A 16,010-nucleotide genomic window follows, 5' to 3' on the forward strand; every position below is an offset into this window, starting at 1 on the left:
CACCTCTATTCGTCAGCCAGCCATGTACGAAGCAGATTGACGAATTCGTCGGGTTTCTTTTTCGCCAGACTTTCAAGCTGTTTACGCACTTGACTTTCATTTGTCACACTTTCCATGGTAATAGACGGGAACTCCGTCGGCGTTGGCATGAGTTGCAATTCTTCATCCAACTCTTCTTCCTGCTTACGACGACCGCGTACGATGAGGAAGATTACACCCGCCAGCAGTGCCAGAACAGCAGCTCCAATGCCCCATAGCCAAGGGTTGGAAGCTGAGAAGAATGTATTCGTGCTCGCAGGCGCCGGAACAGCTTGTGAGAACACCGAAACCTTCTTAGCCAAATCAGCGTCTGTAATTGTAGTACCAGAATTCGCCAACGACGCTCTTACGATATTAACCAAAATATTTTGAATTGCTGTCTGAGTTGCAGTATCCAACGTTTGCTGACCTGTTGGTGGTTCAACTGCTACATTAATGGTTAAATCTTTTACAGTGTACGGACTTTGGATAATATCCCTTGCAATTCGGTTAACCTCGTAGTTAATCGTACTTGAGCTCTTATCTGAGCTGGTATTGCCGGAATTAGCTCCTCCGGGGTAGCCCGGAACATCCTGTGTTCCTGTTCCTGCAACTCCTCCGGTTTGTCCACTACTACCTGTATAGCTTTCCTGAATTTGTTGGGCGCTAATTTCAATACCCTTCATTTTTGTTTGATCAACAGGTGTAACTATTTGTTCCTTTGATGTTACTTTGTCGAAATTTAGCTGGGACATCACCAGCACATTTACCTTGTCGTCTCCAACAATTTTCGACAAAAATTGTTGAACATTATTCCTTACATCGCTCTCAAACTTCTTCTGTAGAGCCATGTTTTCTTGAACACCACTAGTGAGCCCACCTTGGCCGCCCTTGGCCGTTGGAATCAACTCATATTCCTTATTAGTGATCGTAATGTTTTCCACTGGAAGATTCGGTACGGCCGTTTTTACCAGATTAAAGTATCCATCGATTGCCTGCTGATTTGGAGTAAAGCCAGGCTCGAATTCCATTTGAATCGAAGCGGAGGCTTTGTCCTTTTCCTCAAGTCCGGCAAAAATGTTTTCCTTTGGCATATTAATGACAGCTTTGGAGCTTTGGACACCATCCATCCGTTCCAACAGTTGCTGTATTTCGCCGTTCAATGCATTATTGTACTTCACATTGAACTCGTTCTCCGTCATGCCAATGGCAGAGGAGGACTGGTCAAAAGCGCTCATGCCGATTGAACCCTTCTGAATCAGGCCTTGAGACCCAACATCTACCTTCGCCTTATCCGCATTAGCGGTTGGGACTGAGATTTGTGTCCCACCAGCATTAAGTTGATACGGTATACCCGCAGAATCGAGATATTTAATGACTCCGGCAGCATCGTTAGCATTTAAATCTCGGAAAGCCACTTCATACTCGGTTTTGGTAAACTGCATCGTTAGCACTACAACAGCGATAATGATGAATGCTAATGTCGAAACAAGTAATATCTTCTGTTTTTTGCTAAAATTATTCCAATACCCGGAAATCTTATCCCGATATTGGGCGATTCTCTCGTTCACTCCGTCACCCCATCCGAAACTTTGCTAAACCCTCTTTACATCTGTGTACGCATGATCTCCTGATAGGCTTCGATCGCTTTGTTTCGGACCTGTGTAGTAAGCTGCAGGGAAAGCAGCGCTTGTTGGGAAGTGATCATGACCTGATCTACATCAACTTTGCCTGCCATGAATTGGTCGGACATCTGGTGCGTAGCGGCTTCCTGCTGCCCTACTTCATTGAGAGCATCCTTTAGGAAGGAACCAAAGTCCTTCAAGGATTCGGAAGGCGTCGCTTTCGCCAACTCATTGTTAGGCGATTGAATCTGCTGTATTACCGGTGTCTGTACATTAAACATGGCGTTCTGAATCATGTTTTACTCTCCCTATTAAGTAATTAGTAGTCCTAGAGCTTAGCGACCGATTTCAAGCGCTTTGGAAACCATAGCCTTTGATGCATTCAGAGCTGTTACATTGGCTTCGTATGAGCGTGTTGCGGAAATCATGTCGACCATTTCTTTCATAATGTCTACATTAGGCATATATACATAGCCATCTTTATCAGCATCCGGGTGACCCGGATTGTACACAGGCTTCAAAGGTGACTGATCTTCCTGAATTTGCGAAACCTTAACGCCAGCAGCGCTAGTTCTACTTCCTTCCATTTGAGCCTTCAAAACATCGGCAAAGCCAGATTGGTTCGGCTCCAAAACAACCGTTTTTCTCCGATATGGAACTGCTTGTCCATTCTCTACTTTCGCCCGAGTTGTCTCTGCGTTGGCAATGTTGCTAGATATAACGTCCATCCGCAACCGTTGGGCCGTAAGAGCAGACGCACTAATATCAAAGCCGTTGTTAATCTTCACCTATTCCTATCTCCCTTCTACCGCTGTTCTCATCATCTTGATGCGCTCATTAATTTCTTGGATGTAGGTATTATATCTTAGTTGATTTTCAGCCATAAGACTCATTTCTCTGTCGATATCTACGTTGTTCATATTGTTATTCATGACTGAGTACCCATCTTTGGTGACCGTGGCATCTGGAATGGAGTTCACAGGTCCTATTTGAAAATGTCTTGAATTGGTTACTTTTCCACGTAGTGGTGTGACATCCCCGTCCATTTGCTGCTGAAGCAGTTCTTCAAATGAAACCTCCGAACGCTTAAAATACGGGGTATCCGCATTGGAAATATTGTCAGCCATCACACGTTGTCTCGTATTTGCCGCCTGTACACCTGCCTGAAGCTTTTGAAAGCTCATATCACCCAGCAGATTCATTTAGCTCCTCCCTCCCAGCGTCTACTCCAAAGTAAGATTCAATAAAACAAGATTTTTCACTTTTTTTCGACAATAAAATTTCATAATTATACATTTCTTTTAGGTCTTAAGTAGAAAATAATAACTTTCTGTCATATATTCTAAGTTTCGTAGAGTTGGGACCTAATTACAATAAGAAAAAAGCCCTATCTTTTTAAAAAAAGAGGGCTTTAGATGCATAAATTGTTAAATTTTTCAGGTTTTTTTCAAGAAAATGAATGTTTTCTTAGCACTTTACACCTGTAAAAGATTATACGTCCTACTTTTGGAATAGACAGAAAAATCATCAACTTGACCATTTTCTAGGTCTAAATGACGGTGCAAGATAGTGTTATTCTGGACCACACACCCTATTTTTAGAAAACCCTATTCATAAAATATACTGACTAAGGTCCCTGTTTTGGGCAATATCTCCCAGCTTCTCACGTACATATTCCGGGGTAATGATCATACGATCCAATGTAAGCTCTGGTGCTTCAAACGACAGATCCTCCAGCAGCTTTTCTAGAATGGTATGCAAACGACGTGCGCCAATATTTTCGGTGTTGCGATTTACAGACTCAGCAATACTGGCAATCTCACGAATCGCTTCCGCAGAAAATTCGACTTCAATCTCCTCGGTACGGAGTAGATCAGTGTATTGCTTGGTCAGCGCATTTTTAGGCTCCGTCAGTATCGACACAAACTCATCCAAAGTCAGGCTACTTAATTCCACACGGATTGGAAAACGGCCCTGAAGCTCAGGGATCAGGTCAGATGGTTTTGCAACATGAAAAGCTCCTGCAGCAATAAACAGAATGTAATCTGTTCTTACCGGACCGTATTTGGTCATGATGGTAGATCCCTCGACAATAGGTAAAATATCGCGCTGGACGCCTTCTCTCGACACATCGGGGCCACTCCCCTTACCCTGGCTGGCAATCTTATCTATTTCATCGATAAAAATAATACCCGATTGCTCAGCACGCTTCACAGACTCCTGAATCACATCGTCCATATCGATCAATTTGGCGGCTTCATCTTGAATCAACACCTTGCGAGCTTCCTTGACTGGCAGCTTGCGCTTCTTCGTCCGCTTGGGCAGAAAACTTCCGAACATCTCCTGCATATTCATACCCATTTGTTCATTCCCTTGCCCAGCAAACATATCGAGCATATTGGGTGCAGTATCCTCCACATCAATCTCTATGACATCATCCTCAAGCTTACCGGACAACAGATCGAATTTAACCTTACGGCGCTTTTCTGCCAAAGATCCATCCTGTTGTGGTGGTTCTTCTTCTATCGAAGTTCCCGTGTTATTGCCAAACAGCATTTCAAAGGGATTACGTTGCGATTTGTTTGACTTTTCTGCAGGTACAAGGATGCTGACAATCCGTTCATTTGCCATGTCCTCCGCTTTGTCCTTCACATTCTCTGTTCGTTCCGACTTGACGATGCGAATGGAGGTTTCCATCAGATCACGCACCATGGATTCCACATCACGACCGACGTAACCCACTTCTGTAAATTTGGTCGCCTCTACCTTGACAAAAGGAGCCCCCACGAGCCGTGCAAGTCTACGTGCAATTTCAGTTTTACCCACACCAGTTGGTCCGATCATCAAAATATTTTTAGGCACAATTTCATCCCGGATGTCATCCGGCAGCTTGCTACGCCGATAGCGGTTGCGTAAGGCAACAGCAACAGATTTTTTAGCTTCCTTTTGTCCGACAATATACTTATCCAGCTCGCATACCACTTGTCTGGGCGTCAACGATTGATTATTCATTTTGCACTCCTCCACCCTTGAATACTCAGAGCCGATTTACAGTTCTTCCACGATAATCTGATTGTTCGTATACACACATATTTCCGAAGCAACCTCTAGCGCTTCCCGTGCCATGTCCTTTGCTTCCATGCCAGAGCCATGGCGTTTGAAAGCACGGGCAGCCGCCAATGCAAAATTGCCACCTGAGCCAATGGCAAGCACATCATCATCCGGCTCGATAATTTCGCCGCCTCCAGAAATGAGCAGCATCCCGGAAGAGTCCATCACAATCATAAGCGCTTCCAGCTTACGCAGGATACGATCCTGACGCCAGTCCTTGGCCAGTTCCACGGCTGCTCTTTGAAGATTTCCGTGGTGTTCCTCTAGCTTATTTTCAAACTTTTCAAATAACGTGATAGCATCGGCCACCGAACCCGCAAATCCTGCAACGACCTGACCACGATACAATCTGCGTACTTTTTTTGCCGTCTGCTTCATTACAACACTGTTACCGAACGTTACCTGTCCATCACCCGCAATAGCTCCTTTGCCATTGTGGCGTACAGCGCAGATGGTGGTAGCATGAAAGGACATATCCATAACGCGCTCCTCCTTTTCCTTCATCCCTATGCCTGTACTTCAGCTGATATAACTCCCGTTTCATTGATATAACCGCGCAAACTTTCCAACGCGCGACTAGCGAGAGCTTCATTCTTTTCCTTTTTGTTACGAATCCGTTTTTCCAACTTTGGAAGCAAACCAAAGTTTGCATTCATCGGTTGAAAATGTTTAAAATCAGCGGTCGTAATATACCGCGCCATGCTGCCTAATGTCGTTTCTGCAGGAAATACAAACATTTCCTGTCCACGTGCTGCTCGTGCCGCATTCATCCCGGCCAGCAGACCAGAAGCTGCCGACTCCACATATCCCTCTACACCGGTCATTTGTCCGGCGAAGAATAGATTACTTCTTCCCTTGAACTGATAGGTTGGATGAAGTTGCTGCGGTGAATTAATAAAGGTATTGCGATGCATCACACCATAACGTACAAACTCTGCCTCTTCAAGACCCGGAATCATTGAAAATACACGCTTTTGCTCCCCCCATTTGAGGTGAGTCTGGAAACCAACCAGATTATACAGCGTTCCTGCAGCGTTGTCCTGCCGAAGCTGAACAACTGCGTGAGGCAGTTCACCTGTATGCGGATTTACGAGACCCACAGGTTTCATAGGTCCGAACAATGCCGTTTGTTTCCCACGTTGCATCATCACTTCGATGGGCATACAGCCTTCAAAATAAATTTCTTTTTCGAATTCCTTGACTTGCGCTACCTCAGCCGTAATCAGAGCCTCATAAAAAGCATCAAATTCCGCTTCGTTCATCGGACAATTCAAGTACGCTGCTTCTCCCTTATCATAACGGGAAGCCAGATAAACCTTGCTCATGTCAATAGAGTCCTTTTCCACAATCGGGGCCGCCGCATCGTAAAAATAAAAATACTCCTCTCCCATCAGTGATTTAATCTGTTCCGACAAAGCTGGAGAAGTTAAAGGTCCCGTCGCAATAACCACAATACCGTCCTGTGGGATTTCCTGAAGCTCTTCATTAACAACCTCGATCAAAGGATGTTGATGAAGCGTATCAGTAATATGACCGGAAAATCCGTCACGATCTACTGCCAATGCACCGCCAGCCGGAACAGCATGACGATCTGCTGCGCTCAGAATCAAGGAGTTCAGTATTCTCATCTCTTCCTTCAGTACGCCTACTGCATTCGTTAGGCCGTTTGCCCTCAAGGAATTACTGCATACCAGTTCGGCAAATTTATCTGTATGATGTGCTGGTGTTTTTACAACCGGCCTCATTTCATATAACTTGACTGGCACTCCACGGCTTGCAATTTGCCAGGCAGCTTCGCTGCCCGCCAAGCCTGCTCCGATGACCGTTACCTTTTGTAGTTCACTCACGTTTAAATCCCCCTGCTAATGTTGTTCTTAAGAAGTCTCTACACTCTCATCGCTCTCTTCCAGCATTTCGCTGTGATCGCAGACAGTACAGTTGAGCTTCGTTCCTTGTTTCGTACGTTTTTCAACCATTAGGCTACTGCAACTTGGGCAAGGCTTAATGGACGGTTTATCCCAGGATACAAAATCACATTCCGGGTAGCGGTCACATCCGTAAAAGATACGTCCCTTTTTACTTCGTCGTTCGACAACATGTCCCTCACCGCATGTAGGACAATCAATCCCGATATCCTTAACAATTGGCTTTGTGTTACGGCAATCTGGAAAAGCAGAACAGGCCAGGAATTTACCAAATCGGCCAAGCTTATAGACCATTTGGCTGCCACACTTATCACAAATGACATCGGATACTTCATCTTTTATTTCAATTTCTTTCATTTCTTCTTCAGCCACTTCAAGTCGCTTCTCGAATGACTCGTAAAAGTCACTCAACACCTTGACCCAATTACCTTCGCCTTCTTCGACGTGGTCAAGATCACCTTCCATATGAGCTGTAAACTCCACATTCAAAATCTCTGGAAAGAACTCCTCCATCTGTTCGATGACCAATTCGCCCAGCTCTGTAGGGAAAAACTTCTTCTCTTCAATAGCAACGTACCCACGTTTCTGAATGGTTTCCAGCGTCGGCGCATACGTACTTGGACGTCCTATACCCAGTTCTTCCAGCGTCTTAACCAGTCGCGCTTCCGTATAACGGGGAGGCGGTTGTGTAAAATGCTGCTTCGGCTCAACTGCTTCTTTTTTTAATTTATCGCCTGGTTGAAGTGGTGGCAGCAGTTTATCTTCTTCGGTTTTACCGTCGTCATTTCCCTCTACATACACTTTCATGAAACCTGGAAAACGAACCTTCGAACCTGCTGCCCGGAATATCGTCTCACCCGCTTCAATATCTACGGACAAAGTATCCATAATAGCAGAAGCCATCTGGCTGGCCATAAAACGTTCCCATACCAATTTGTACAAACGGAACTGATCCCGACTCATAAACGGTTTAACTGTTTCCGGTTCGCGTAACGCAGAGGTTGGGCGAATCGCTTCATGCGCATCTTGGGCGTTGGCCGCTTTTTTTGAATATTGACGAGGAGTTTCAGGTACAAAAGCTTCGCCATATTTTTGAATAATTAATTCTTTCGCTTCCTCTTGTGCTGAAGCGGCGATCCGTGTGGAATCCGTACGCATATACGTAATTAGACCCACGGTCCCTTCTTTACCTAAATCCACACCCTCATATAGCTGCTGAGCTACAGACATCGTTTTAGAAGCACGGAAGTTGAGCTTACGAGCCGCCTCCTGCTGCAAGGAACTTGTTGTGAATGGAGGAGAAGGATTGCGTAAACGCTCTTTCTCTTTCACATCGCGCACCTTGTAAGGCGATTTTCCGATAGCTTCCAACACTTCTTGTACATCCGCTTCGCTGGAGAGTTCTTTCTTTTCACCACGCAGCTTATGAAATTTCGCTTCAAAGGTGCTGTCTTTAATAGCTAGTTTAGCTGTAATCGTCCAGTATTCTTCCGGTACAAACTCACTGATCTCGTTTTCCCGGTCCAGAATAATTTTCACCGCAACCGACTGCACACGCCCAGCGGATAGGCCCTTCTTTACCTTTTTCCAGAGCAACGGGCTGATTTTGTAGCCTACAAGTCGATCCAGTATCCGTCGTGCCTGTTGAGCATTGACCAAATCCATATTGATTTTACGGGGTGTTTTAAAAGCATCTTTGACAGCCTGCTTTGTAATTTCATTAAATACAACACGGCAATCTGCCGTATCGTCCAGTTCCAGCGCATGCGCTAGATGCCAGGCAATAGCTTCACCTTCGCGATCCGGGTCAGCCGCTAGATATACTTTTTTTACTTTTTTTCGGGCATCCTTTAATTCTTTTAGAATTGAGCCTTTACCTCGAATGGTAATGTATTTGGGATTAAAATCATTTTCGACCTCTACGCCGATCTGACTCTTCGGTAAATCCCTGATATGACCCATGGAAGCCTTGACGATATATTTGCTGCCTAAGTATTTGCCGATCGTCTTCGCCTTGGAAGGCGATTCCACGATGACGAGTGAATCCGCCATAGGCTCTTCCTCCTCTCAATTACACACATGAGTATGATAGACTTCCTGAAATGTGGTGAGCTATAGTTCGTAGAGAAGCTACACGATGGAATTGATCTTACAATTGCTGTTGTAACGAAATTCTTAGATTTTATAAACCTTCGATAAAGTTAGAATTCCATTACAAAGGCGAACGCTGTCGCTTTTCCAAGTTCAAATCCAACGCTTCACTAGTACGAGCTATAAATTCAACACATTTCAGGAAGTGGGGAAGGAGTAGGAATCCGCGGCGCGGATAAATGCCATACTGCCCTCCACCTGATGTTTAAAATTAAATTTGTGCATTTACTAAGGACTTTGCAAAAACAACTACTAAATAAGCTTGTATTTTGTGCCCGCTAGCTGGGCGATCCTTTTTTTTATGATTAACGATAACAGAACTGCGTGTAAAAGTCCAAAATCCCATGCCGTAGCATCGAGCAGTTCATCCAGAGTCATGGTTCCCTGTTCGAGCAACAGTATGACACGGTTTTCCTCAGAAGTCTCACTTTCTGGCAATTTGGAGACCTCCTTCAGATTAGGACTCTGCTCTCTATTGTATGAAGAAACCTCCCTTGTACGCAAATCCGCTTCATACTCCTCAATAATATCCGAAGCTTCAGTGACTGTTTTGGCTCCTTGCTTAATCAAGCTCAGCGTGCCTCTACTCTTCGGTGACGTAATGGGTCCGGGAACAGCAAACACATCTCGATTTGCCTCTAGCGCAGCATCAGCTGTAATCAAAGAACCGCTTCTTGCATCTGCTTCGACGACAAGCGTTCCCTTCGTTAGGCCGGCTATAATCCGATTACGTTGTGGAAACATTCCCGGATGCGACCTTGTGCCTGGAGGATACTCTGATACGATCAAGCCTTTGCTAGCCAGCTCTGCAAATAAAGACGCATTTTGGGGAGGATAAATTTGATCGATCGCTGTTCCCAGTACACCAATCGTGTTTCCTCCCCGGCGCAGGGCTGTTTCGTGACAAATACTGTCAATTCCTCTCGCCAATCCGCTAACTATTGTAATCCCTGCATTACATAATCCCTCTGTTAGTATCTCCGCTGCTCTACGTCCATAAGCGGTGGGAACGCGAGTTCCTACCATGGCTACAGAACATGTATGCAAAAGTGATTTATCCCCTATTGTATACATTACCCAGGGTGGATCAACTGTTTCCTTCATTAATAGGGGATAATCCTCGTCCACATAAGTTACCGTTCCAATATCACCGGATTGGACTCGCTGATATCGTTCATGCACCCATTCTTCATCGTAACACTGGGCCGCAATGCGTGCCTGAGCAGGGCTTAACCCTATCTCAATCCATTTTTGTTCGCTAAAATGCAGTAGCTCATGCAATTGATAGTCACTCGACCAAATACGCTGGATTGTTTTTCTTCCGATTCCCTCTAACTCATGTAAGCCTAACAAAAGCCATCTTTCTTCCAAACTATGGTTCCCCCATTCACGGAAGAGTGAACCCTCCCTTATTTTGTGGCACAATGAGTCATTTTGCAAGCGTTTCCCTGATAAGCCTGTCTTAACGCAAAAAAAGCAACCTTTTCATCCCCTGTTTCAGAAGATAAAAAGGTTGCTTACCTTTCTTTCATTATACACTAGCCTGCGGCAAATTTCGATGCGTTTTATGGCCTGTATATTAATGAAGGAACACGATTTAATGTGTCGTGCACAAATTCAAAATACCACGTGCTTCCAGCACACTTACCAGTGTCGAGCCCATTTCGGAAGGAGTCGGTGCCACCTGGATCCCGCAGGCTTCAAGCGTGGCGATTTTCTCTTTAGCCGTTCCTTTTCCGCCAGAAATAATGGCACCAGCATGCCCCATCCGTTTACCCGGAGGCGCAGTCACACCGCCGATAAAACCAACCACCGGCTTCGTCATATTGTCCTTGATCCACTCAGCAGCCTCTTCCTCGGCTGTACCCCCAATTTCTCCAATCATAATGACAGCGTGAGTGTTGGGGTCCTCATTGAAACGTTGCAAAATATCAATGAATTCCGAACCTTTAACGGGGTCACCGCCAATACCAACAGCGGAAGATTGTCCTATACCCCGGGTCGTTAACTGATGCACTGCTTCATAGGTCAAAGTGCCACTACGTGACACAACACCTACATGACCTGGTAGATGAATGTAACCTGGCATAATACCGATTTTACATTCTCCTGGTGTAATAACACCTGGACAGTTAGGGCCAATCAGAACGGTCTTTTTACCTTCCATAAAACGTTTGACCCTAATCATATCAAGCACCGGAATGCCCTCCGTGATACAAATCACGAGATCTAAATCCGCATCTACAGCCTCCAAAATGGAATCTGCTGCAAAAGCCGGTGGCACGTAAATCACGCTCGCTGTTGCGCCAGTAGCTTCCTTGGCTTCGCTCACTGTGTTAAACACTGGCAATTTGACCTGTTGTCCGTTCTCCAGTGTAATTTCTACCTCGGTGCCCCCCTTACCTGGAGAGGTGCCACCTACCATTTGTGTACCGTAATCAAGTGCACCCTTGGCATGAAACAACGCCGTTTTTCCCGTAATCCCCTGTGTAATCACCTTTGTATGCTTATCGACCAAAATACTCACGATCTTCACATCCCCTATCGTTTATTCGGCATATCGGAATGCAAACAGGCTATTGAACAAGTTCGACGATTTTTTGGGCGCCATCCGCCATAGAATCGGCTGCCACGATATTCAAACCGGATTCCGCTAAAATCTGTTTACCGAGCCCAACATTCGTCCCTTCAAGACGGACAACAAGCGGACGAGTCAGCCCCAACTGTTTGGCAGCCTCCACGACGCCGTTCGCAATGATGTCACACTGCATAATTCCGCCGAAAATGTTCACGAAAATACCTTCTACCTTCGGATCGGACAAAATGATTTTGAACGCTTCGGTTACCTTTTCCGTCGTCGCACCGCCCCCCACGTCCAGGAAGTTGGCCGGATCGCCACCGTAATATTTGATAATATCCATGGTTGCCATCGCCAAACCCGCACCATTGACCATACAACCAATATTTCCGTCCAGAGCGATATAGCTTAGATCGTATTTAGATGCCTCAATTTCCTTCTCATCCTCTTCATCCAAATCACGCAGTTCCAAAATATCCTTGTGACGGAACAATGCATTAGAATCAAAATTCAGTTTGGCATCCAACGCCAGTACATTCCCATCACCCGTAACGACTAAGGGATTGATTTCTGCAATCGAACAGTCCTTGTCCACAAAAGCTTCGTATAGTGCCAACATAAACTTGACCGCTTTGTTTACCAGTTCATTAGGAATATTAATGTCATACGCCAACTTACGGGCCTGATACACCTGAAGCCCAATCGCTGGATCAACAACCGCTTTAAAAATCTTCTCCGGAGTAGCTGCAGCCACCTCTTCGATTTCCGTACCACCTTCTTCTGAGGCCATCATTACGATACGTCCAGTCGCACGATCTACGACAACACCGACGTAATATTCTTTACGAATATCGCAGCCTTCCTCAACCAAAAGGCGTTTGACCTCTTTACCTTCAGGTCCAGTCTGATGCGTCACCAGCACCTTACCCAAAATTTCAGCAGCAAAAGTCCGCACCTCATCCAAACCTTTGGCAACTTTCACGCCACCCGCTTTACCGCGTCCACCAGCATGAATTTGTGCTTTTACCACCGTAACAGCGCTCCCAAGCGATTCTGCCGCAGCAACGGCTTCCTCCACCGTATAGGCAACCTTACCGTTCGGTACAGCCACTCCGTACTGTTTCAATACTTCTTTACCCTGATATTCATGGATATTCATTCTGGAATCCTCCTATCAACATGACTGCAACAAGGGCGGTTCACAAGGAAATCTATACTAAACCTACATCATTGTAACATGTTTTTAAAACGCTTTCCTTATAATTTAACCTTATGAATTACAGTATTTTGATATCATTATCATTCCCAAAATCGAATGTTTGGATATTATTGGATATTATATATAATACAAATTCACACAAAAAAAGCACCTCTACAATATGGGATTACTAATCCGCATTAAGAGGCACTTTATTTCTTCAAGCATGATTAGGTATTTTTTCTTTCAGTGGAGATTAACTCATGCCGTAAGATTCGCAGAGCAACTGAAAATACCTTATGATTTTTCGATTTGTACATTCGCTTGATGAACACGATCGAGCAGATCATTGAATTGGAGCAGAAGCGACCCAAATTGATCATGGGTCATACTTGTTTTTTCCTGGATGCATCCAGGTACAGACAGAGCTTTTTCCCGTAATGCGATTCCCTCTGTCGTCAAAGAAATCAGCACCTTACGCTCATCCTGAGTGGAACGCTTTCGATCGATCAGCCCGGCGTTCTGCAATCTCTTCAATAGCGGAGTTAGTGTGCCGGAGTCCAAATATAGTGCCTCACCTAATTCCTTCACTGTACACTCTTCACGCTCCCAGAGCACGATTAGCACCAAATATTGTGAGTACGTCACACCGAGCTTTTCCAGATAAGGCTGGTATAGCTTCGTAATCTCTCTGGAGCATGCATATATGGCAAAGCATAACTGATTATCAAGTTTCAACGCTGCGTGTTCATTGAAGTTATTTTCCATACTGTCTAGTCACCTACTTTCGTCATTATTTTAGCACATTATATAGCAAAGTACATTCTAATTGCATAAAATACTTTACAAACAATAATTATTTTGATAAATTAAATTGTGTAAAATATAAGTTAAGCGAGAGGCAGTGATTGGATTATGATGACCATTCAACAAAAAATGTATGAAACAACAGTAAAAGCGGTTGGTGGACGTAACGGTTATATCGAGTCTTCTTCCCCTGAAATTCGTTTAGATATTGATACCCCAAAAGAAATGGGCGGCGCAGGCGGTGCTGGTACGAATCCAGAGCAATTGTTCGCAGCAGGCTATTCCGCTTGCTTTGATAGTGCCTTAAATATGGTTGCCCGCATGCAACGTGTTAAGCATGAAGGTACTGAAGTAACGGCTACGGTCCATTTCGGCAAAGTGGAAGACGGTGGTTTCGGAATCGGAGTAAACCTCGACATACTGGTCAAAGGCGTCGATCATGAAACTGCAGTAAAACTGGTGGAAGGCGCGCACGAACAATGTCCATACTCCCGCGCTACCCGCGGAAATATTGAAGTGAAACTGAACGTTTTGTAACATAGAGTTAGAATGAATTTCACAACAAGCCCCTGAACCGTATTGGTCGAGGGGCTTGTTGTTTTTCCATCAAGTAACATGGGAGATGATGCATAATCGTATATACGAAATTGATATACTCATAGTATAATCACTATTGTCATAATCTTTTTTGCTTCTCCAGGTCTTTTTGCCTGGAGCTTTTTTTTGTCCTTATTTCCGTTTTCTCTCGTATACATATCCTTTGGAAAAACTTTTTCATAAAAATGATCGTGCTGTATCTGCTAATTTTATCGCCTTTTTACATTTCGGGAAAATTGGAATTTGCTCTATCCATCTGGCGGTATTGAATAGCTTCAGCCACATGTGAAGTCGTAATTTTCTCTGACTCATGTAAGTCTGCAATGGTGCGGGACAGCTTGAGAATTCGATCATACGCACGCATGCTTAAACCAAGTGCATCCATCGTCTGGTCAAGCAACTCCGCTGCATTTTGTTCTAATACCGCATATTTACGCAGCAGCTGACCGGACAGCTCACTATTCCATGAAAAAGGAAGCTTGCTGTATCTGCGGATTTGTATTGCTCGAGCAGCCAACACCTGCTTTCTCATATCAGCAGACGACAGTGATTCTTTTTCCTCCCGCCAATCCTTCGGCTGCGATACTTCAAGCTGAAGATCGATCCGATCCAGCAGTGGACCGGAAATACGTGAACGGTAGCGGGCTACTGCTGCAGGTGAACAGGTACAGCGCTGATGTTCCGTATCATTTCCGAAAAAGCCACAGTGGCACGGATTTAAAGAGGCAGCAAGTAAAAAATGCGCCGGATACTTAAAAACAGCACGTGAACGACTGATCGTGACATTGTGGTCTTCCAATGGTTGGCGCAGTACTTCTAGTACATGACGGCTAAACTCAGGCAGTTCATCCAGAAATAAAATCCCTCGGTGTGCAAGACTGATTTCTCCTGGTTTGGGTATGCCTCCTCCGCCTACCAATCCAGCAGCAGAGATCGTATGATGAGGCGAACGGAAGGGACGAACATGCATGAGATGGGGCGATGACTCCTTCCATTTTCCTGCTGCGCTGTATACCTTGGTCACTTCTAGCGACTCCTTTTCAGTCAAAGGCGGCAGGATAGAGGACAATCTGCGGATGAGCATCGTTTTTCCAGCACCCGGCGGCCCCATAAGCAAAATATTATGCATTCCTGCTGCAGCAATAACTAACGCACGTTTGGCGTGTAGCTGACCCAGCACATCGCTGTAATCCTCCATATTACTGGCTAGTTCCTCTTGCTCGCACAACGCTATATGCTCTGCTTGGGATAAATGGTCATAGGAATGGATTATAACTTGTTTACTGGCAGTACAATTTTGATTGGTCACTTGGCCGTCCGGGGTGTCTTGTACATGCTCATTAACCGGGATAAGATCCACCAGATGGTGTATAGCGTAAATACGTATATCCGCAATTAGACGAGCCTCGCTTGCGTTTTCTTGAGGAAGCAGCACGGAATCGAATCCTTCTCGCTTGGCCAGATCAACCATAGACAACACCCCATTTACAGGACGAATGCTGCCATCCAGTGCCAGCTCGCCAATAAACAGCGTTCGTTCCCCTACTGGTAAAACAACCTGTCCGCTGGTTGTCAGCAAGCCTAAAGCGATAGCAAGATCAAAAGATGAGCCTTCCTTACGCAAATCTGCAGGAGCTAAGTTAATCGTGACACGCTGGGACGGATATTTGAAACCGCAGTTTTTGATTGCTGCTCTCACACGCTCTACTGCCTCTCGAATCGCTGAATCCGGCAATCCGATAATTGCGGTCTGAGGCAAGCCATTGGACAAATCAGTCTCAACTTCGATCAGAACGCCATCTATCCCATATAGGCAAGCTCCATGTAATTTTCCATACATATCAAAAAAGCACCTCTCCTCATATTGAAATGTCCCTCTCGGGAATCATTGCCTATATGAAAAAAGGTGCTTCCAAATTTTCATTTATTGCAAATATAATGTTCTAATTTTAGCTCCGAACATGCTTTCAAAATTCTTGACTAAGTTTATCTAACGAAAG

General features: G+C 45.0%; 14 protein-coding genes. 1 reads left to right on the forward strand and 13 read right to left on the reverse strand.

Annotated features, from left to right (window positions below; translation table 11 throughout):
- Positions 1-5 precede the first annotated feature (5 nt).
- From fliF to ACEN8J_RS12625, 12 genes are all read right to left on the reverse strand, one after another.
- On the reverse strand, positions 6-1,589 hold the full coding sequence (fliF, locus tag ACEN8J_RS12570) for a flagellar basal-body MS-ring/collar protein FliF (RefSeq protein ID WP_495593547.1): 1,584 nt from the start codon (positions 1,587-1,589) through the stop codon (positions 6-8).
- A 35-nt stretch (positions 1,590-1,624) separates the two neighbouring features.
- Positions 1,625-1,939 carry a flagellar hook-basal body complex protein FliE gene (fliE, locus tag ACEN8J_RS12575; RefSeq protein ID WP_029516989.1) on the reverse strand — a complete coding sequence of 105 codons (315 nt, stop codon included), beginning with the start codon at positions 1,937-1,939 and terminating at the stop codon, positions 1,625-1,627.
- A gap of 39 nt (positions 1,940-1,978) precedes the next feature.
- The gene (gene flgC / locus ACEN8J_RS12580; protein ID WP_029516988.1) at positions 1,979-2,431 is read right to left on the reverse strand and encodes a flagellar basal body rod protein FlgC; all 453 of its coding nucleotides are present in this window, start codon (positions 2,429-2,431) and stop codon (positions 1,979-1,981) included.
- A 6-nt stretch (positions 2,432-2,437) separates the two neighbouring features.
- On the reverse strand, positions 2,438-2,845 hold the full coding sequence (flgB, locus tag ACEN8J_RS12585) for a flagellar basal body rod protein FlgB (RefSeq protein ID WP_013309883.1): 408 nt from the start codon (positions 2,843-2,845) through the stop codon (positions 2,438-2,440).
- Positions 2,846-3,254: 409 nt separating this feature from the next.
- Positions 3,255-4,655 carry an ATP-dependent protease ATPase subunit HslU gene (hslU, locus tag ACEN8J_RS12590; RefSeq protein WP_340931962.1) on the reverse strand — a complete coding sequence of 467 codons (1,401 nt, stop codon included), beginning with the start codon at positions 4,653-4,655 and terminating at the stop codon, positions 3,255-3,257.
- Positions 4,656-4,691: 36 nt separating this feature from the next.
- Positions 4,692-5,234, reverse strand: coding sequence for an ATP-dependent protease subunit HslV (gene hslV, locus ACEN8J_RS12595; protein WP_013309881.1), 543 nt, complete (start codon positions 5,232-5,234; stop codon positions 4,692-4,694).
- 26 nt (positions 5,235-5,260) lie between these two features.
- Positions 5,261-6,601 (reverse strand): FADH(2)-oxidizing methylenetetrahydrofolate--tRNA-(uracil(54)-C(5))-methyltransferase TrmFO, encoded by a 1,341-nt coding sequence (gene trmFO, locus ACEN8J_RS12600; RefSeq protein ID WP_039274718.1) that lies wholly within the window; start codon positions 6,599-6,601, stop codon positions 5,261-5,263.
- Positions 6,602-6,628: 27 nt separating this feature from the next.
- Positions 6,629-8,731 (reverse strand): type I DNA topoisomerase, encoded by a 2,103-nt coding sequence (gene topA / locus ACEN8J_RS12605; RefSeq protein WP_318626672.1) that lies wholly within the window; start codon positions 8,729-8,731, stop codon positions 6,629-6,631.
- 351 nt (positions 8,732-9,082) lie between these two features.
- On the reverse strand, positions 9,083-10,201 hold the full coding sequence (dprA, locus tag ACEN8J_RS12610; protein WP_029516984.1) for a DNA-processing protein DprA: 1,119 nt from the start codon (positions 10,199-10,201) through the stop codon (positions 9,083-9,085).
- A 226-nt stretch (positions 10,202-10,427) separates the two neighbouring features.
- Positions 10,428-11,357 carry a succinate--CoA ligase subunit alpha gene (gene sucD / locus ACEN8J_RS12615; protein WP_029516983.1) on the reverse strand — a complete coding sequence of 310 codons (930 nt, stop codon included), beginning with the start codon at positions 11,355-11,357 and terminating at the stop codon, positions 10,428-10,430.
- Positions 11,358-11,406: 49 nt separating this feature from the next.
- Positions 11,407-12,567: an ADP-forming succinate--CoA ligase subunit beta gene (sucC, locus tag ACEN8J_RS12620; protein ID WP_029516982.1), complete on the reverse strand. Its 1,161-nt coding sequence runs from the start codon at positions 12,565-12,567 to the stop codon at positions 11,407-11,409.
- Positions 12,568-12,903: 336 nt separating this feature from the next.
- On the reverse strand, positions 12,904-13,374 hold the full coding sequence (locus tag ACEN8J_RS12625; RefSeq protein WP_209948035.1) for a MarR family winged helix-turn-helix transcriptional regulator: 471 nt from the start codon (positions 13,372-13,374) through the stop codon (positions 12,904-12,906).
- Between the two features lie 147 nt (positions 13,375-13,521).
- Between ACEN8J_RS12625 and ACEN8J_RS12630 the strand changes: the two genes are divergently transcribed.
- The gene (locus tag ACEN8J_RS12630; protein ID WP_209948033.1) at positions 13,522-13,950 is read left to right on the forward strand and encodes an organic hydroperoxide resistance protein; all 429 of its coding nucleotides are present in this window, start codon (positions 13,522-13,524) and stop codon (positions 13,948-13,950) included.
- A 280-nt stretch (positions 13,951-14,230) separates the two neighbouring features.
- On the opposite strand, the gene ACEN8J_RS12635 is transcribed toward ACEN8J_RS12630, so the two are convergent.
- Positions 14,231-15,850 carry a YifB family Mg chelatase-like AAA ATPase gene (locus ACEN8J_RS12635; RefSeq protein ID WP_209948031.1) on the reverse strand — a complete coding sequence of 540 codons (1,620 nt, stop codon included), beginning with the start codon at positions 15,848-15,850 and terminating at the stop codon, positions 14,231-14,233.
- Positions 15,851-16,010: the final 160 nt, after the last annotated feature.

This window comes from Paenibacillus sp. Paensp38 (assembly GCF_059491915.1).